Here is a 17,638-nt window from a genome sequence, read left to right on the forward strand (position 1 = left end):
TCAGGGGCGCTTCTTGGCGGTGTCGGAGAGCGGCCGGCGGCGGACACCGCGCACGATGTCTCGCCACACCGGCACGCCCGGCCGGTCGTCGATCTGCCGGAACGACAGGATGCCGACCCCGATGCCGGCGACGCCGACCACGAACAGCAGCAGTCGGGTGGTGGACAGGTGCACCTCGAGCCCGCCGACGTGGAACTGCCGGGAAGCGCCGAGGCCGACGAGCACGCTGGAGAGCGCGATCGCGAGGAGCAGGGTGATGCGTACGGCCGACTGGATGAAGGCGACCACGCGGCCGCGTACGTCGTCGGAGATGTCGCCGCCGACCAGGGTGAGGCCGGAGAGGAAGGCCATGCCGGAGGCGGCGCCGGTCACCGCCGCGCCGAGGATCGCCAGCGACAGCCGGGGCGCGGCGGAGAGCCCGATCACCGCGACCCCGGCCAGCATGATCGACAGGGCGAACCAGCGGCGCCGGGAGAGCGTGCCGACCAGCGCCGGCCCGCCCGCGATGCCGATGCCGAACCCGGCGAAGATCGCGGCGAACAGGATGCCGAATGTGGCCTCGCCGCCGCCGAGCGACCGGGCGTAGAAGTTGGCGGTGCCGATCACCACCCCGGCGCCGGCGAACGCGCCCAGCACCCCCACCACGATGCCCCGGACCAGCCGGGTCCTGGCGATGAACTTGCCGCCGTCGACCAGGTCACGCACGACGCCCCGGCCGGGGACGTGGTGCCCTTCCCCGTGGGTCTCCGCCTTGGGCGGCCGGGCCGTGCGGCCCGACATCTCCTTCGCGAAGAACTGCACCACGATGGCCGAGGCGAGGAACGTGAGCGCGTCGAACAGCAACGCGTAGTCGGCCGGGCCGACGCTGCCCGGCCGGGGCAGCCGGGCCATGCCACTGAAGATCAATGCCGCGAAGATCGGCGTGATGCCGTACGTGGTCGCCAGCGTGAGTTGGTTGGCCGCCTCCAGCCGGGAGCGGGGCAGCAGGTTGGGCACCGCCGCTTCCTTCGCCGGTGTCCAGATCTGCGCCGCGCACTGTGCCAGGAACAGCGCGATCGCGGCCCAGGTGACCACCTTGACCGAGCTGTCGACGACGAAGCCGACGATCGGGATCGACGCGAACAGCGCGAACCGGACGACGTCGGAGACGACCATGGTGTAGCGACGGTCGAACCGGTCGGCGATCACACCGGAGAGCGGGCCGAGGACGAAGGCCGGCAGGAGTTGCACGGCGATCACCGAGCCGAACGCGGCGCCCTTCGCGGTGGCGCCGGAGACCTGCGACGACGCGAACGCGGCGCCGGCGAGCAGGCCGAGCCAGTCGCCGAGGGCGGAGAGCCCGAGCACCAGGAACAGCCGCCGAAACGGCCCCACCCGCAGGGCATCGACGATCTCCGCCAGGCCCGAACCCTGGACAGTGCCCGATTTCTTGTTCTCGCCGACGCTGCTCGTGCTCATCCGATCAGTGCCGTCCCCCCGGTAACGGACCCGCAACCCAACGTACCCGTCCCAGCGGTTCGGCCGACGATCTTTCCTCGCCATGCCGGTCGCGTCGTGGGCCCGACCAGCGTCTCGGCCGCGGTGTCCCGACGCTGGCCGTTCGTCACGGTCTGGGGCCGGACGAGGAATTCGGCGCGCGCTGTGCGACGGCACCGCCGGAAGCAGGCGGCGGTCCGCCCAACTCGCCCGCCTCCGGGCGCTGCCGCCGCGCCGGCTGGCGGCCCAGCCGATCCGGCCGATCGGCGGCACGCTCCGCGATGCCCGGGGTCCGGGGCCCCGGCGCCCTCGAGCCCCCGCGACCGGGGGTGGCGGAGTTCCTGGAGTTCCTCGTCGAGAGCTGGGACGCCTGTTCGGCCCACGGTGGCCGGCGGTGCCCCCGGTGCTAAGCGCCCGCACCGGGCGCGCCGGACTACGCCGCGCCGCCTCGGTGGCCGGGCCGCCGCCGACCCTGCTGGTCGCGACCGGCCGGGACCCGCTCGCGCGAGCAGGCGGTCCTCAGCTGACCACGCCGATGGTCAGCAGGATGTTGGCGTAGAGGCGGGTGTCGCCGCTGGCGATCGCGAGTGCCAGGTCGGGTTCCCGGGCCTTGTCGTAGAAGGCGAACCGGTCGAGCGGGGTCAGTTCGACGGGCGCGAGGTGCTGCCGGAAAACAGGGAAGATATCCGGTTCCGGCCCGTCGCCCGGACTCATCACATAGGCCGATTCCACCGGTACGGCGGTGAGCACGGCACCCAGGATGTCGTCGACCGCCACCAGGCCCGGCCGCAGGTTGAGGAAGACCAGATCCGCGCCGGCCCTCGTACCCGTGGAATGGGGGTAGTTCCCGTCGGAGATCAACACCGTCGATCCGTGCCCGGCGCGACCGAGTGCGGAGACGATGCCGGGATGCAGAAGCGTTGTCTTGAGCATGGCCGGATCATGATGTCCGGCCGTCGCTCCGTCTAGTAAGGACAGCCTTACCGGGGGTTCTCCCCTCCTAACGCATCGCGTGCACCGCGTTGGTGAGCTGCACCCGCGACTGCACGTCGAGCTTCGCGAAGATCGACCGCAGGTGCGTGCTGACCGTGTTGGGCGAGAGGTTGAGCAGCCGGGCCGCCTCCTTGTTGGTGTGCCCGGCGCTGATCAGCTCGGCCACCTTGACCTCCGCGTCGGTGAGCGCGGCCCAGCCCTGCCGTGGCCGGGCACCGTCGGTGTCCCACTTGGCCCGGCGGGCGCCGGCCCGGCGCATCACCCGCTGCACCTCGACCTGCGCGGCCCGCGCACCCAGTCCGTGGTAGATGGCCCAGGCCCGGTCGAGCTCCGCGATACCCTGATCGCGTGCACCGAAGGTGAGCAGCAGCCGCCCGTGGTCCTCGGCGGCGTTGGCCCGCAACATCGGCCGCGGGCTGCGGTCGAGCACCACGTTCGCCGCGGCCAGCTTGTCGAGATCCTTGTCGACCAGGCCGCGCAGGGCCAGCGCGGCACCCGCGAAGCTCGGCACCCCGGGGTTGCGCGCGGCGCCCTCGGCGGCGATCGCCACCGCCTCGTGGGTGAACCGCTGGTCTCCGGTGGCGCGGCCGATCCGCGCGAAGATCCGCATCCAGCCCGGCCGCCATGGCCAGTCGGACCGTGACTCGCGCGCGGCGAACAGCAGCGGCCGCAGGATCTTCCGCGCGTCTTCCGGTCGCCCGTCGCTGGCGGCCAGCCAGCCCTCCATCAGGCGCAGGCCGGGGAGCCGCACCGAGTCTTCGGCCAGCCCGCCTTCCAGGGCCGGCGCCAGGTGGGCGCTCGCCTCCGTGACCTCCCCGCGCAGCAGCGCGAGGCCGGCCAACACCATCCGCGCGTCCAACTCGTGCACGTGGTCACCGAGTTCCTGGCCGATGGTGAGCAGCGTCCGCGCACCGGACTCGGCGTCGTCGAGCCGGCCGAGCGTGTAGTCCTGCCACATCTGCGCGGCGATCACCGGCGGCAGGGTCGCCTCGACCCCACCCCGGTCGTCCCGGTGCGCGGCCTCCAGCAGCGCGCCCGCGTCCGCGTACCGGTCGAGCAGTTGCAGTTCGATGATCTCCTCGCCCTGGTAGGACGCGTCGCTGACCGAGCGCAGCTCCCGGAAGTAGGCCAGCGATTCGGCGTGATGCCCGGTGTTCCGCCCCAGCTCGCCCATAGCCTGCAGGGCCAGAGCGGTCGCGTCGTGGTCGCCGACCAGGCGGGCGTCGCGCAGCGCGTCCTCGGCGGCCGGACGGGCCTGCCAGGCGGGCACCATCCGGGTCAGGGCCAACGCGCGTGCGGCGGCCAGCCGGACCCGCAGGGCTTCCGGGAGGCCCGGCGCGGCCAGCGCGTCGTCGACCCGGGCCACCGACTCGGCCGGGCGGCCGATCTGCCAGAGCGCGTTGGTCGCGAGCACCTGGACGCGGGCGAAGGTCTCGCTGTCGCCGGCCCGGGCCAGCACGGCGTCGGCCGTCCGCACCGCGTCGGCGCAGCGCCGCACCCGGCCCAGGATCTCGACGCACCGCTCGCCGGTCGCCTGCCATGACGGCTGGGCCGGCCGCACCAGCCCGAACGCCTCGGTGACCAACTCGCCCGCGGTCGCCGGCAGCGCCGCCACCGCCTGATGCGCGGCCTCGCAGAGGACGGCCGCGCTCTCCTCGTCACCGGGCGTCGCGGCGGCGCGGGCGTGCGGCGCGGCGGCCAGCGCCTCGTGCCCGGAGGCCAGCAGATGGCGGGCGCAGCGCCGGTGCAGGTCTCGTCGGACCGACGTGGACAGTCCGGCATAGACGGTCTCGCGGACCAGGTCGTGCTGGAACCGGACGAGGTGGCCGTCGCGGGTGAGCAGCCCGGCCGCGACCGCTCGGTCGACGTCGGCACTGCCGACCGACGGGACGATCCGCTGTGCCTCGTCGATCGGGAACGGCCGGCCGAGCACCGAGGCCAGCAACACCACGGTGCGGTCGGGCAGCGCGTCGAGTTGCGCGTCGACGGCCCGGACGAACCCGGGCGGCGGCACGTCGTCGCGGTCGCCGCGGGCCAGACCGTCGAGGATCTGGGTGACCAGGAACGGGTTGCCGCCGACGCCGTCGAGCATCCGCTGGGTGGTCGGGCCGGGCGGCCGGCCCAACCGGTCGCGCGCGATCGCCGCGACGTCGCCCGGTGCCAGCGGGCCGAGGTGGATGGTCTCGACCCGGGGCCCCCACGCGGCGGTCAGTTCCTCGGCCGGGTCGCGGGTGGCGAGGAGCCACACCACCGGATCGCCGGCCAGCCGGTCCGGCAGCACCCGCAGCGCGAGCCGGCTCAACTGGTCGGCCCACTGCACGTCGTCGATCACGATCAGCACCGGTGCCGCGGCCGCCACCTGCTCCAGCCGCGCGGCGATCCGGTCGATCAGCGGCAGCGGATGGTCGGTGAGCTCGTCGAGTTCGGCCAGCGCGGCCGCGTCGAGCAGCGGGTGCGCGCCGCTGCGCAGGGCCAGCAGCACCGGCGCGCCGGGCGAGATCCGGCCGATCTCGTCGGCCTTCGCCGCACCGGTGCGAAAGCCCATTCCGACCGCTTGCGCGCAGATCGCGTCGAGTACCGCGGTCTTTCCCATTCCGGCGTCGCCGCTGACCACCACGACGCCGCTCTGACCATGTCGGGCCGCCCGGCGCAGTGCCGGCATCGCCGCCGACATCGCCGCCGAGCGCCCGCGAAGAACGACCCGTGCCACCTCACTCAAGCTAGCGAGCGAGGGTCACCCATTCAGGTGATTCGCGGGATGCGCGTACGCGTTCTGCTGGGTCCCATGGACGAGGAGCGGTTCGACGTGATCGACGACCTGGGCATCCGGTTCGTCGCCAGTCCGGTCAGCCGGGGCGACCGCGAGGCCGAGACGTTGCTGTTGTTGAGCCCGTGGCCGGAGAGCCTCTACGCCTACGCACCGACCTGGCCCGCGCTGGTCGCCGACCACCCGGTGATCGCGGTCGACCTGCCCGGCTTCGGCCGTTCCGAGGCCCGCGCGGAACTCATGTCGCCGCACGTGATGGGCGAGTTCATCACGCATCTCGTCGACCACTTCGGTCTCGAACAGCCGCACGCCGTCGGCCCCGACGTCGGCACGGCGGCGCTGTTGTTCGCCGCGGCCGCGCAACCCGACCTGTTCCGCAGCGTCGTGGTCGGTGCCGGCGCGGCGACCCACCCGATGGCCATCGAGGGGGAGTTGCGGACGCTGGTCGAAGACGACATCGGGCAGCCCGACGGGCGGGCGGTGGTGGCCAGTTTCGTCGGCGACGACCTGCCGGGCGCGGTCCGTGACGACTATGCCGCGTCCTACTCCGGCGACCGGTTCGCCGGCTCGCTGGCCTACCTGCGTTCCTACCCCGCGGATCTGGCGACCCTCGATCCGCTGCTGGGCTCGATCCGGACGCCGGTGCAGATCATCGCCGGCCGTGACGACCCGTACGGGCTGGCCCGCGACGCCGAGGTGCTCAACGAGAAGCTGCCGGCGAGCCGCCTCGACGTGCTCGACTGCGGGCATGCGCCGTGGGAGGAGCAGCCTGGCAACTTCGCCGCGATCGTCTCCGACTGGGTCGACGGCTCCTACCTGGGCGTCCGCTAGCGCATCGGCCATACCCACATCGGCCGTTCTGATCAATTCACCATTTTGCGTTAAATGTCCTGTCTGTCCGTAACCGGCGGGTGCCGACTGGCACCGTGGCGATCACCAACCCCCTTCGCCTCGGGAGATGTCAATGCACAAACCCGCCATCGTCGCGGCCGCCGCCGTGGCCGGTGTCGCGCTGAGCGTCGCCGGCATCGCGGTGGCGGTGGACCTGCCGCAGACCCGGAACGCTACGGCCGCGGCGGCACCCACCGTCGACTTTCTCAACCCGACCACGGTCGCGAGCAATTTGCGGGTGCCCTGGGGGCTGACCTACCTGCCGGACGGCACCGCGCTGGTCGCGGAGCGGGACCGGGCGCAGATCCTGCGGGTCCGCCCCGGCCTGCCGACCCAGATCGTCGGCACGGTGCCGGGCGTCGTCGCCTCCGGCGAGGGCGGGCTGCTCGGCCTCGCGGTGTCGCCGAGCTACGCGACCGACAACCAGGTCTACGCCTACTACACGTCCAGCGTGGACAACCGGATCGTGCGCTTCACACTGGCCGACATGGCGGCGCAGACCACCATCGTCAGCGGGATCGCCAAGGCCGGCAACCACAACGGCGGCCGGATCGCGTTCGGCCCCGACGGGATGCTCTACGCCGGGGTGGGCGACGCGGGCGTGCCCAGCCGGGCCCAGAACCCGGCGAGCCTCAACGGCAAGATTCTGCGGGTACGCCCCGACGGCGGCGTCCCGGCCGACAACCCGACCGCCGGATCGCTGGTCTACAGCCTCGGCCACCGCAACGTGCAGGGCCTGGCCTGGGACTCGGCCGGGCGGCTCTACGCGACGGAGTTCGGCCAGGACAGGACCGACGAGGTCAACCGGATCGTGCCGGGCGGCAACTACGGCTGGCCGGTCGTCGAGGGCAACTCCACGAACCCGTTGTATCGCAACCCGATCGTCACCTGGACCACCGCCGAGGCGTCACCGAGCGGCGCCGCCATCATCGACAACACGCTGTTCGTCGGCGCGCTGCGCGGCACCCGGCTGTGGGTCGTCCCGCTCGACGGTAACGGCGGTGCGGGCACGCCGACGGCGGCGCTCAACGGCCGCTTCGGCCGGCTGCGCACGGTGGAGAAGGCACCGGACGGGTCGCTCTGGGTGACGACCAGCAACCGTGACGGCCGCGGCACACCGGCGGCGAGCGACGACCGCGTGTTCCGGTTCGCCGTGACCTCGCCGACGCCGACCGCGACGACTTCCGCGCCGCCGACGGTGCCGCCCACCGTGACATCGCCCGCGGCAGCCTGCACCGTCAGCTACAGCGCCAACGGCCTGCCCGGCTTGTTGCTCGGCAACGTGCGGCTGACCAACCAGGGCCCCGCGGTCGGTTCCTGGACGCTGACCTGGACGTTCAGCGGCAACCAGCGGATCACCAGCGCCTGGGGCGCGAGGGTCGGCCAGTCCGGCCGGGCGGTCAGCGCCCGCAACGAGTCCTGGAACGGCGCCCTGTCGACCGGCGCCAGCGCCAACTTCGGCTTCCTGGCCAGCGGCAGCGGCACCGCCCGCCCGACCGACTTCACCCTGAACGGCACCGCCTGCACGGCAAGCTGACGGTTGCTGTCGCCACCGCCCGGGTCCACCCGGACCCGGGCGGTCGGCGTTTCTAGCGCAGGGTGGCCAGCACGTCCCGGGCGGCTTCCAGGGTGCGGTCGACCTCTTCCTCGGTGTGCGAGCCGCTGATGTGGTTGCGCTTGAGCGACATCGGCAGCATCAGGAAGCCGCGGTCGGTCATGCCACGGTGGAAGGCGACGTAGGTCGCGTCGTCGTTGCGCATCAGGTCGCGGTAGCCCAGGGCCGGCCCGGCCAGGAAGTAGACGGCGAAGACGCCGCCGAAGCCGACCACGGTCGCCTCGATGTCGAGTTCGGCCAGGATGCCGCGCAGGCCGGCGCGCATCCGCTCGCCCAGCGCGTGCGTCCGGGTGTAGAACTCCGGGTGCGCGGCCAGGTGGTCGATGGTCGCCAGGGCCGCGGCGCAGCCGAGGGCGTTGCCGTTGAACGTGCCGGCCAGCAGCACGTCGCCGGTGCGGCCGTTGAAGTGCTCCATCAGGTCGCGGCGGCCGGCGACCCCGCCGACCGGGAAGCCGTTGGCCATACCCTTGCCGAACGTGGTCAGGTCCGGGCTCACCCCGATCACCTGCTGATAGCCCCCGAGCGCATGCCGGAAGCCGGTGATGACCTCGTCGAAGATGAGCAGCGCGCCCCGTTGCTCGGTGAGCTTGCGCAGGCCCTCGACGAACTCGGTGGTCGGCACGAGGGCGCCGACGTTGTGCGGGATCGGTTCCAGGATGACGGCCGCGATCCGGTCGCGGTGGGCGTCGAAGAGCGCCTCGACCGAGTCCAGGTCGTTGAACTCCGCGATCAGGGTCGCGTCGACGGCCTGGTCCAGGATGCCCTTCGAGAGCGGATCCCGGCCGTACGCGCGATCCGGCGCGGAGATCACGTTGCGGGCCACGGCGTCGTGCCAGCCGTGGAACCCGCCCTGGAACTTGACGATCAGGTCCCGGTCGGTGACCGCGCGGGCCAGCCGGATCGCCTGCGCGGTGGCTTCCGAGCCGCTCATCGTGGCGATCATCGACTCGGCCGACGGGATCACCTCGACGATCCGCTGTGCGAGACGGACCTCGCCCTCGGTGACGCCGATGCCGGTCAGGTCGACGCCGTCGAGCGCCGCGCGGATCGCGTCGTTGACGACGGGCGCGTTGTGCCCGAGCAGGATCGCACCGAACGCGGCGTGGTAGTCGAGATACCGGCGGCCGTCGGCGTCGGTCAGGTAGGCGCCGTCGGCGGCGACGAAGGCGTACGGCGCACCGATGTAGCGGGTCGAGGAGTTGACGCCGCCGGGGATCACGGCCGCGGCCGCTTCCGCGATCGCCCTCCCCTTTGGGGATTCGTTGGCGAGTACGCGAGCGTTGGACGTCGGGAGGGATGGCATGGGCGACCTCGTATCCAGTTGGGCTGGCGCAGCCGACGCTAGAACAGTCCTCATCAACATGGCAAGGCGTTCCATGTTTTACGACGGCGACCTTGACACCGCTCCACACCGACCACAAGATGACCGGACATGAAACATCGTTCCGTGCCTGGGGAGGTCACGCCGGTGGATCGGATCGGCATCGTGCTGGTGGGCGCCGGGTTCATCGCCGACGCGCACAGCGGGGCGATCGACGCCGACCCGCGGGCGACCCTGATCGGCATCGTCGACGCCGACCCGGCCCGCGCCGCGGCGTTCGCCCGCAAGCAGGGCGGCATCCGGCACGCGCCCGACCTGGACACCGCACTGCAATGGCCCGGCGTCGACGCGGTCATCCTCTGCACGCCCAACGACACGCACGCAGCCATCGGCCTCGCGGTCGCCGCCGCCGGCAAGCACCTGCTGGTCGAGAAGCCGCTGGCCACCACGGTCGACGACGCACGGCGACTGGCCGCGGCGTTCGACCGGGCGGGCCGGGTGCTGGTCGCGGCGCACACCCACCGCTTCTACGACTACGGCCGCGCGGTCAAGCAGACCATCGACTCCGGCGCGATCGGCCGGCCGGTCCTGGTCCGGCTGGCCATCCTCGGCGGCTGGATCTGGCCCGACTGGAGCGCCTGGGTCGGCGACCCGGCCCGCTCCGGCGGGCACGCGCTGCACAACGGCGTACACCTGCTGGATCTGGCGACCTGGTGGCTCGGCGGCGAACCGGTCGGCGTGTTCGCCCGCGGCCGCAAGCAGACGGCCGCGGAACTGCGCATCTACGACTACCTGGAGATGGTGGTGACCTACGCCGACGGCGCGACCGCGGTCTGCGAGATGAGCCGGGCACACCGCCCCGGCTCGATGTCGCAGCGCGAACTGCTGGTCGCGGGCACGGAGGGAATCGTCGAGCAGGGTTGGGACGGCGAGTCGTCGCTGGTGTTCGGCGAGGCCGGCACCACGACCCTGCCGGCCGCCGGCGGCAACGGGTTCGCCGCCCAACTCGGCGCCTGGCTCGACGCGATCGGCGGCGCCCCCGCCGCGATGCCAGCGGCCGACGCGGTGCGGGCGGTGGCGCTCGGCGTTGCCGTCGAAGAGTCGATCGCGACCGGCCGGCCCGTGGCGGTGGGCGCATGATCACCGTCGCGCTGGTCGGCAACGGCGGCATCGGCAGCCAGGACCACCAGAACTCGATGTATCGCCCGGCCTTCGAGCGGCACCCGAAGTTCGAACTGGTCGACGACGAGGACAAGGCCGAGGTGGTCAGCATCGCGCTGCCGCTGGCCGAGCGGGGCCCGGCCATCCTCGCGGCGATCCGCGCCGGCAAGCACGTGCTGGCCGACAAGCCGATGGCGGCGACTCTGGCCGAGGCGGAGGAGATCGAGCGCCTCGCCGCGACGCACAGCGTGGTCGTCGTGCCGGCACACCACCAGCGCCTCGGCGCCGCGCTGCGGTCGGCCACCGCCGCGGTCCGGGCCGGCAAGGTCGGCCTGCCGTGGAACGTGCAGTGCGACTTCATCGTCGCGGGCGGTGACCCGGCTCCCACCGGTGAGCTGGTCAACTTCGGCCTCTACCCGGTCGACGTGGTCAGTGCCCTCCTGGGCCTTTCCGTCCGCCGGGTGCACGCGACCGGCTCGCCGGAACTGGTCACCCTGCTGCTCGACCACGAGCACGGCGTCACCAGCACCATCGTCTGTGGACGGATGCCGGCGGTGCGTGACGTGCCACCCGGCGGCCTGGCCGTGCACCGCTACCGGATCAGCGGCTCGCACGGCGTGCTCGCGGTCGACGCGACCAAGCCGGCGCTGCGGGTGCGCAACGCCGGCAGCAGCGGTCAGGTGTGGACCGGGCCGGGCACCGTCGACGCGCTGCTCGACGTGCTGGCCGCGGGCATCAGCAACGGTCGCGCGGCGATCGGACCGCGCGACGCCGTACGCACGCAGCGCGTGATCGAGGCCGCGCAGCGGTCGATCGAAACCGGCGCGCCGGTCGAGACAGGGGAGTAAGCGATGCGACTCGTCACCTACCGCCGCGACGGTGCCGTCCGGCACGGCCGGTTGACCGGCTCTGCCGATTCAGGTCCTCAAGCGTCTCGACGCGACGGCGTCGAGACACTTTCCGGTCACGACCTGGTGGTCGAACTCGGCGACGGTGACCTCGAGGGTTACCTGACCGGCCGCACCGGGCAGACCGACGGTGCCGAGTTCGCGCTCGGCGACGTCGAACTGCTCGCACCGCTGCTGCGCCCGGGCAAGTTGCTCGCCGCGGCCGCGAACTACCAGGACCACGTGACCGAGACGGGCGGCGAGCCGCTCGACAAGTCGACGCTCAGCCCGCGGCTGTTCCTGAAGCCGCCGACCTCGATCGTCGGCCCCGACGCCAACGTGCCGCTGCCGGCGGTCAGCAGCGAGGTCGACTGGGAGGCCGAACTCGCGGTGGTCATCGGTCGCCGGGTGCGTGACGTGTCCGAGGCCGACGCGCTCGACGCCGTCGCCGGCTACATGACCTCCAACGACATCTCGGCCCGTTCGGTCGACTACGGCTACCCCCGGGACACCGAGGACAAGGCCGTCTGGTTCTTCGACTGGCTGGCCGGCAAGTGGCTCGACGGCTTCGCGCCGCTGGGGCCCTGGCTGGTCACCGCCGACGAGGTGCCCGACCCGCAGGCGCTGTCGATCCACCTCGACGTCAACGGTGTCACGAAGCAGTCCGGGTCCACAAAAGACATGATCTTCAGCGTGGCCGAGCTGATCGCGCACGCGTCACGCCTGATGACCCTCGAACCCGGTGACGTGATCCTCACCGGAACACCGTCCGGCGTAGGCGCCGTGACGGGTGAATTCCTGACGGCCGGCGACGTGATGACTGTCGTCGTTGGCCCGCTCGGCCAACTCCGCAACACGGTGGGCTAGCAGAACTGCTGCCAGATCAGAGAGGTCCATCATGTTCAGAAATCGGGTACGGGTCGCGCTCGTCGGCCTGGCCGTCGCCACTCTTGCGGTCGCCGGGTGCACCGGGCCGGCGACCACGTCCAACGACGGTGCCGGTGCCGCCGCCAAGTCCCTGAACGTCTACCTCTACCAGGAACCGGCCGGCGTCTTCAGCCCGCTGGCCCCGGTCAGCGGCCCAGACGGACAGGTGATGTCGTTCATCGACGAGGGCCTGCTCGGCGTCGACCCCAACTACAAGCTCCAGCCCCGGCTGGCGGAGAGCTACACCGTCTCGCCGGACGCGACCACTTTCACGTTCAAGCTCCGTTCGGGTCTGAAGTGGAGTGACGGCACGCCGTTCACGTCGAAGGACGTGCTCTTCACCTACACGCTGATGGCCAACCCGAAGACGACCAGCTCCACGGCCGGCAACTACACCGGTGTCGAGGGCGTCGCCGACTTCGCGTCGGGCAAGGCGACCACGATCTCGGGCTTCTCGACGCCCGACGACAACACGTTCGTCATCAAGGCCACCAAGCCGAACTTCGGCCTGCTCGCGCTGATCGGCAGCGTGTGGATCATGCCCGAGCACATCCTCGGCAAGGACGCGCCCGACGCGGTCGCCAAGAACCCGTTCTTCCGCAAGCCGACCGTGGGCATGGGCCCGTACACGTTCGTCGAATACAAGACGAACCAGTACGTGCACGTCACGGCGAACCCGAACTACCGCAACCCGGCGAAGATCAAAGACGTCTACCTCAAGCCGATGACGTCTGACAACGCCACCGCGCAACTCGGCAACGGCGGCATCGACATCGCGTCCTACTCGCCGACCGACAGCGAGACGGTGGCCGGGTTCAACACGGTCACCACCCAGGAGAAGCCGGGCGCCGGCTTCGTCCGGATCGCCCTCAACCAGTCGAAGCCCTACTTCAAGGACGCGAAGGTCCGCCAGGCGTTCCTGTACGCGCTCGACCGCAAGCAGATCGTGCAGACCGTACTCGGTGGCAAGGCCGAAGTTCGCCTTTCCGACTTCGCCAAGGCCAACGAGCCGGCCGGGCTCAACGACTACGCGCAGGATGTCGCCAAGGCCAAGCAGCTGCTGGCCGAGGCCGGCTGGGACACCAACCGCGAGGTCCAGCTCCAGTGGGTGCACGGCCAGCGCGACCGCGACGCCACCTCGACCATCGTGCAGAGCCAACTCGCCGCGGTCGGCGTGAAGGTCAAGCTGGTCAACATCCAGGCCGCGGAGATCCCCAAGACGTACGCCGAGAAGACCTACGACATGGTGCTCTACGGCGGCGGCAACTACGCTGTCGACTCCTCGACGATCAACGGGATCACCGCCTGTGCCAACGCCTACCCGGCCGGCGGCAACATCAACTTCTTCTGCAACGAGCAGCTCGACCAGCTGATGGCGCAGGCGAACTCGACGGCCGACGAGGCACAGCGCAAGTCGCTCTACGACCAGGCGGCCAAGCTGGAGAACGACCAGGCCGACCTGATGTGGCTCTACTCGCCGTTCGGGCTCTGGGCCGTCAACAAGAAGGTGCAGGGCTTCCAGGCACCGGGCTCGCAGGACGCGCTGTTCTGGGACCCGGCGAGCTGGACCATCACGGGCTGATCCACAGCACCGCGGTCGGGCCGGTCAACGGCGACCGGCCCGACCGCGGTCCGGCTGTTTGTTGCGAGAGGGGTGCGGATGGCGGCTTTTCTGGTCAGGCGACTGGCGATCAACGTCCTGGTGTTCTGGCTGATCACCATCGCGATCTTCGCGTTGGTGCACAAGACGCCCGGCGACCCGATCGCGATGCAGATCCCGGCCGACCAACTCAACTCCGGCAGCGCCGAGTTCATCGCGCAGAAGCGCCACGAACTCGGCCTGGACCAGTCGTTGCCGGTGCAGTACTGGCACTGGTTGACCAACGCCCTGCACGGCGATCTCGGCTATTCGCTGCTCAACGGGCGGCCGGTGACCGAGGTGCTGGGCGAGCGGATCGGCCCGACGGTCGAGCTGATGGGCGTGGGCCTGCTGATCTCGCTGTTGGTCGCGTTCCCGCTCGGCATCCTGGCGGCCCGCCGCCGCAACTCGCTCGTCGACTACGGCGCCACGGTGGTCAGCCTGGGCTCGGTGTCGATCCCGGTGTTCTTCGTCGCGCTGATCGCGATCTACGTGTTCACCCTGAAGTTCCAGTGGTTCCCGTCGTCGGGCATCTCCGACCCGACCAACCCGAGCCTGGGTGACACGCTGCACCATCTGGTGTTACCCGCGGTGATCCTCGGCTTCGGCAACTCCGGGCCGTTCATGCGCTACGTGCGCAGCAGCATGATCACCGAGTTGGGCGCCGACTACGTGCGTACGGCCAACGCCAAAGGCGCCTCGCCGCGCCGGGTCGTGATGCGGCACGCGTTCCGCAACTCGCTGATCCCGGTGTTGACCGTGATCGCCACCAACCTGCCGCAACTGCTCGCCGGCGCGGTTGTCATCGAGCAGGTCTTCGCCTGGCCCGGGATGGGTCAGCTCGCGGTGAGCTCGGTCAACCAGCACGACTATTCGGTCATCGTCGGCTTCGCCCTGCTGATCGCGATCCTGGTGCTGTTGTCGAACCTGCTCGCCGACGTGCTCTATACCGTCGTCGACCCGAGAGTGAGGCTGCGATGACGTCTGTGACGGTGGCGGCGGCCGGCCGGTCGCCGGCCTCGGCCGCGTTGCGCCGGTTCCGCTCGCACCCCGCGGCCGTGGTCAGCGTGGTGTTCATCGTGCTGGTGGTGCTGGCCGCCATCTTCGCGCGGCCGCTTTCCGGCCACGATCCGAACGCGATCGACCTGCTCCAGGCCCGTACGGGCCCGTCCGGCGACCATCTGCTCGGCACCGACTCGACGGGCCGCGACGTGTTCTCGCGGTTGCTGTTCGCGGGCCGCATCTCCCTCGGCGTGGGTCTGGCGTCGGCCGCGATAGCGGTCGTGCTCGGCACGCTGCTCGGCAGCGTCGCTGGCCTGCTCGGCGGCTGGGTCGACGGCCTGGTCATGCGCCTGGCCGACGTGTTCCTGTCGTTCCCGTCGCTGGTCGTGATCGTGGTGGTCAGCGGCATCCTTGGCCCCAGCGTGCTGACCATGGTGATCGCCATCGGGCTGTTCCAGTGGCCGGTCTGCGGCCGGATCGTGCGGGGTGTCACGCTCTCGCTTCGCGAGCAGGAGTTCGTGCTCGCCTCCCGGGCCACCGGTGCCGGTCCACTGTGGCTGATGCGCAAGCACATCATCCCGGCCGCGCTGCCACCGGTAAGCGTCGTGGCGACACTGGCGGTGGCCCAGGCGATCGCTCTGGAGGCGACGCTGTCGTTCCTCGGCCTGGGCGTGCAACCGCCGGCGGCGAGTTGGGGCAACATGCTGACCGATGCGCAGAGCCTGACCGTCATCCGCACCGAGCCGTGGTTGTGGCTCTCGCCGGGGATCGCGGTCGCGCTGACCGTGCTGGCGGTCAACTTCATCGGCGACGGGCTGCGCGACGCCGTGGACCCGAGGTCGGCATCATGACCGACAAGCAGACGCCGCCGAAGGGCGGCAATCCGGTGGGCGCCACTGCCAATGACGTTGCGGCACCGCCGCGGCAAGGCCGACCGGACGTCGGCGGCGTGAGTGAGCGGCCCGCGGCGGTCGCGGACCATGCCGCCCGGGAAGCCCTGCTTCGAATCGATGGGCTGAGCGTCGAGTTCCGCACCGGCGACGGCGTGGTGCGCGCCGTGACCGACGTCAGCCTGTCGGTCGACGCCGGCGAGATCGTCGCCGTCGTCGGTGAGTCCGGGTCTGGCAAGACCGTCACCGCGATGTCGGTGCTGCGCCTGCTGCCGGACACCGCCACGGTCGAGGCTGAGGCGATCTCCTTCCGCGGCACCGACCTGCGCGGCGTGTCCGCCCGCGAGCTGCGCAAGATCCGCGGCGGACCGGTGGGGATGATCTTCCAGGACCCGATGACCGCGCTCAACCCGGTGATGACCGTCGGGGCGCAGGTGGCCGAGGCGGTGATCCTGCATCAGAACAAGCCCGACAAGCGGGCCGCCTGGGACCGGGCGATCGAGTTGCTGCGGCTGGTCGGCGTCCCCGACCCGGCGCAGCGGGTCCGGCAGTATCCGCACGAGTTCTCCGGTGGCATGCGCCAGCGGGCGATGATCGCGATGGCCATCGCCAACAACCCCGATCTGATCATCGCGGACGAGCCGACCACCGCGCTCGACGTGACCATCCAGGCGCAGGTGCTGGCCTTGCTCAAGAAGGCGCAGGCCGAGACCGGGGCGGCGACCATCCTGATCACCCATGACCTCGGCGTGGTCGCCGAACTCGCCGACCGCGTGGTGGTCATGTACGCCGGCCGGGTGGTCGAGACGGCGGGCATCGGCGAGATCTTCGCGGTGCCGCGGCATCCGTACACGAAGGGGCTGTTGGCCAGCCTGCCGCGGATGGACGTCGACGTCGACCAGCTCGACCCGATTCCCGGCAACCCGCCCAACATGGCCGATCCGCCGGCCGGGTGCGCGTTCCACCCCCGTTGCCCGCTGGCCCGCGAGCGGTGCGTCTCCGAGCGGCCGCCGCTGGCCCGGATCGGTGCCGGCCGGACCACCGCGTGCCACTTCCATGAGGAGCTGGCATGACGAGCCTGTTGAAGGTCGAGGGGCTGCACAAGCATTTCCCGATCCGCAAAGGCGTGCTGCGCCGGCAGGTCGGCGAGATCCGCGCGGTCGACGGCGTCGACCTAGAGCTCGACACCGGTGAGACGCTGAGCCTGGTCGGCGAGTCCGGTTGCGGCAAGTCGACAACGGGGCGGCTGCTCGTGCGGCTGCTGGAACCCACCGCCGGAAAGATCATGTTCGAGGGCGCCGACCTGGCCGCGCTGTCACAGCGCGAGCTGCGGGCGCGGCGGCAGTCCATCCAGATCATGTTCCAGGACCCGTACGCGTCGCTCTCGCCGCGGATGACCGTGCACGACATCGTCGCCGAGCCGCTGCGGGTGCAAGGTCGCTACACCCAGGAAGGCACCGATCGGGTACGCGAGCTGCTGGAACTGGTCGGCCTGCGGCCCGAGCACTCGCGGCGCTATGCCCACGAGTTCTCCGGTGGCCAGCGCCAGCGGATCGGCCTGGCCCGCGCGCTCGCCCTCAACCCGCGGCTGCTGGTGCTCGACGAGCCGGTCAGCGCGCTCGACGTCTCGGTGCAGGCGCAGGTGATCAACCAGCTGCGCGGGCTGCAGGACCGGCTGGGCCTGGCCTACGTGTTCATCTCGCACAACCTGTCGGTGGTCAGGCACATCTCGCACCGGGTCGCGGTGATGTATCTGGGCTCCATCGTGGAGACCGGCAGCCGCGCCGACATCTTCACCGCACCCACCCATCCCTACACCCAGGCGCTCCTGTCGGCCATCCCGGTGCCCGACCCGGCCGGTCGCGCGGACCGGGAGCGGATCACGCTGGCCGGAGACGTACCCAGTCCGAGCAACCCACCGACCGGTTGTCGGTTCCGCACGCGGTGCTGGAAGGCTCAGGATGTGTGCGCGACGGAAGCGCCCGCGCTGATCGACCGGATCGGCGTGGGGCATCCGAGCGCATGTCATTTCCCCGAGGTCCCAGCCACCGTCGGCGGCGCGTAGGAGA

At 71.2% G+C, this 17,638-nt stretch carries 14 protein-coding genes; 10 read left to right on the plus strand and 4 right to left on the minus strand.

What is annotated here, in order from left to right:
- From AB0J74_RS07070 to AB0J74_RS07080, 3 genes are all read right to left on the minus strand, one after another.
- Complete coding sequence (locus AB0J74_RS07070) at positions 1 to 1,458, minus strand: MFS transporter (protein WP_363445587.1); 1,458 nt, start codon at positions 1,456 to 1,458, stop codon at positions 1 to 3.
- Between the two features lie 537 nt (positions 1,459 to 1,995).
- The gene (locus AB0J74_RS07075) at positions 1,996 to 2,409 is read right to left on the minus strand and encodes an RbsD/FucU family protein (protein ID WP_363445589.1); all 414 of its coding nucleotides are present in this window, start codon (positions 2,407 to 2,409) and stop codon (positions 1,996 to 1,998) included.
- A 67-nt stretch (positions 2,410 to 2,476) separates the two neighbouring features.
- The gene (locus AB0J74_RS07080; protein ID WP_363445590.1) at positions 2,477 to 5,179 is read right to left on the minus strand and encodes an AAA family ATPase; all 2,703 of its coding nucleotides are present in this window, start codon (positions 5,177 to 5,179) and stop codon (positions 2,477 to 2,479) included.
- A gap of 48 nt (positions 5,180 to 5,227) precedes the next feature.
- Between AB0J74_RS07080 and AB0J74_RS07085 the strand changes: the two genes are divergently transcribed.
- Together AB0J74_RS07085 and AB0J74_RS07090 are read left to right on the plus strand one after the other, a co-directional pair.
- Positions 5,228 to 6,067 (plus strand): alpha/beta hydrolase, encoded by an 840-nt coding sequence (locus tag AB0J74_RS07085; RefSeq protein ID WP_363445592.1) that lies wholly within the window; start codon positions 5,228 to 5,230, stop codon positions 6,065 to 6,067.
- A 133-nt stretch (positions 6,068 to 6,200) separates the two neighbouring features.
- Positions 6,201 to 7,664 carry a PQQ-dependent sugar dehydrogenase gene (locus AB0J74_RS07090; protein ID WP_363445594.1) on the plus strand — a complete coding sequence of 488 codons (1,464 nt, stop codon included), beginning with the start codon at positions 6,201 to 6,203 and terminating at the stop codon, positions 7,662 to 7,664.
- A gap of 52 nt (positions 7,665 to 7,716) precedes the next feature.
- Here AB0J74_RS07090 and AB0J74_RS07095 read toward each other — a convergent pair whose 3' ends face one another.
- Complete coding sequence (locus AB0J74_RS07095; protein WP_363445595.1) at positions 7,717 to 9,045, minus strand: aspartate aminotransferase family protein; 1,329 nt, start codon at positions 9,043 to 9,045, stop codon at positions 7,717 to 7,719.
- Between the two features lie 129 nt (positions 9,046 to 9,174).
- Between AB0J74_RS07095 and AB0J74_RS07100 the strand changes: the two genes are divergently transcribed.
- From AB0J74_RS07100 to AB0J74_RS07135, 8 genes are all read left to right on the plus strand, one after another.
- Positions 9,175 to 10,203, plus strand: coding sequence for a Gfo/Idh/MocA family oxidoreductase (locus tag AB0J74_RS07100; RefSeq protein ID WP_363445597.1), 1,029 nt, complete (start codon positions 9,175 to 9,177; stop codon positions 10,201 to 10,203).
- Positions 10,200 to 11,072 (plus strand): Gfo/Idh/MocA family oxidoreductase, encoded by an 873-nt coding sequence (locus AB0J74_RS07105; RefSeq protein WP_363445598.1) that lies wholly within the window; start codon positions 10,200 to 10,202, stop codon positions 11,070 to 11,072. The genes AB0J74_RS07100 and AB0J74_RS07105 overlap by 4 nt, the downstream gene beginning before the upstream one ends.
- Before the next feature lie 3 nt (positions 11,073 to 11,075).
- Positions 11,076 to 11,978 (plus strand): fumarylacetoacetate hydrolase family protein, encoded by a 903-nt coding sequence (locus AB0J74_RS07110; RefSeq protein ID WP_363445600.1) that lies wholly within the window; start codon positions 11,076 to 11,078, stop codon positions 11,976 to 11,978.
- Positions 11,979 to 12,009: 31 nt separating this feature from the next.
- On the plus strand, positions 12,010 to 13,620 hold the full coding sequence (locus tag AB0J74_RS07115; RefSeq protein WP_363445602.1) for an ABC transporter substrate-binding protein: 1,611 nt from the start codon (positions 12,010 to 12,012) through the stop codon (positions 13,618 to 13,620).
- Between the two features lie 78 nt (positions 13,621 to 13,698).
- Positions 13,699 to 14,658 (plus strand): ABC transporter permease, encoded by a 960-nt coding sequence (locus AB0J74_RS07120; RefSeq protein WP_363445604.1) that lies wholly within the window; start codon positions 13,699 to 13,701, stop codon positions 14,656 to 14,658.
- Entirely contained in the window at positions 14,655 to 15,530 is an 876-nt protein-coding gene (locus AB0J74_RS07125) for an ABC transporter permease (RefSeq protein ID WP_363445605.1), read from the plus strand. The genes AB0J74_RS07120 and AB0J74_RS07125 overlap by 4 nt, the downstream gene beginning before the upstream one ends.
- Positions 15,527 to 16,642 (plus strand): ABC transporter ATP-binding protein, encoded by a 1,116-nt coding sequence (locus AB0J74_RS07130; RefSeq protein WP_363445607.1) that lies wholly within the window; start codon positions 15,527 to 15,529, stop codon positions 16,640 to 16,642. Before AB0J74_RS07125 ends, AB0J74_RS07130 begins: the two co-directional genes overlap by 4 nt.
- Positions 16,639 to 17,634 carry an oligopeptide/dipeptide ABC transporter ATP-binding protein gene (locus tag AB0J74_RS07135; protein WP_363445608.1) on the plus strand — a complete coding sequence of 332 codons (996 nt, stop codon included), beginning with the start codon at positions 16,639 to 16,641 and terminating at the stop codon, positions 17,632 to 17,634. The genes AB0J74_RS07130 and AB0J74_RS07135 overlap by 4 nt, the downstream gene beginning before the upstream one ends.
- The last annotated feature ends 4 nt before the right edge of the window (positions 17,635 to 17,638 follow it).

The sequence above is a fragment of the Asanoa sp. NPDC049573 genome (assembly GCF_040676615.1).
Classification (GTDB): Bacteria; Actinomycetota; Actinomycetes; order Mycobacteriales; family Micromonosporaceae; genus Asanoa.

Bases quoted from the DNA above. Each gene is read 5' to 3' on its own strand.
- AB0J74_RS07070 (WP_363445587.1), bottom strand. From the start codon at position 1,458: ATGAGCACGAGCAGCGTCGGCGAGAACAAGAAATCGGGCACTGTCCAG.
- AB0J74_RS07075 (WP_363445589.1), bottom strand. From the start codon at position 2,409: ATGCTCAAGACAACGCTTCTGCATCCCGGCATCGTCTCCGCACTCGGT.
- AB0J74_RS07085 (WP_363445592.1), top strand. From the start codon at position 5,228: ATGCGCGTACGCGTTCTGCTGGGTCCCATGGACGAGGAGCGGTTCGAC.
- AB0J74_RS07090 (WP_363445594.1), top strand. From the start codon at position 6,201: ATGCACAAACCCGCCATCGTCGCGGCCGCCGCCGTGGCCGGTGTCGCG.
- AB0J74_RS07095 (WP_363445595.1), bottom strand. From the start codon at position 9,045: ATGCCATCCCTCCCGACGTCCAACGCTCGCGTACTCGCCAACGAATCC.
- AB0J74_RS07100 (WP_363445597.1), top strand. From the start codon at position 9,175: ATGAAACATCGTTCCGTGCCTGGGGAGGTCACGCCGGTGGATCGGATC.
- AB0J74_RS07105 (WP_363445598.1), top strand. From the start codon at position 10,200: ATGATCACCGTCGCGCTGGTCGGCAACGGCGGCATCGGCAGCCAGGAC.
- AB0J74_RS07110 (WP_363445600.1), top strand. From the start codon at position 11,076: ATGCGACTCGTCACCTACCGCCGCGACGGTGCCGTCCGGCACGGCCGG.
- AB0J74_RS07115 (WP_363445602.1), top strand. From the start codon at position 12,010: ATGTTCAGAAATCGGGTACGGGTCGCGCTCGTCGGCCTGGCCGTCGCC.
- AB0J74_RS07120 (WP_363445604.1), top strand. From the start codon at position 13,699: ATGGCGGCTTTTCTGGTCAGGCGACTGGCGATCAACGTCCTGGTGTTC.
- AB0J74_RS07125 (WP_363445605.1), top strand. From the start codon at position 14,655: ATGACGTCTGTGACGGTGGCGGCGGCCGGCCGGTCGCCGGCCTCGGCC.
- AB0J74_RS07130 (WP_363445607.1), top strand. From the start codon at position 15,527: ATGACCGACAAGCAGACGCCGCCGAAGGGCGGCAATCCGGTGGGCGCC.
- AB0J74_RS07135 (WP_363445608.1), top strand. From the start codon at position 16,639: ATGACGAGCCTGTTGAAGGTCGAGGGGCTGCACAAGCATTTCCCGATC.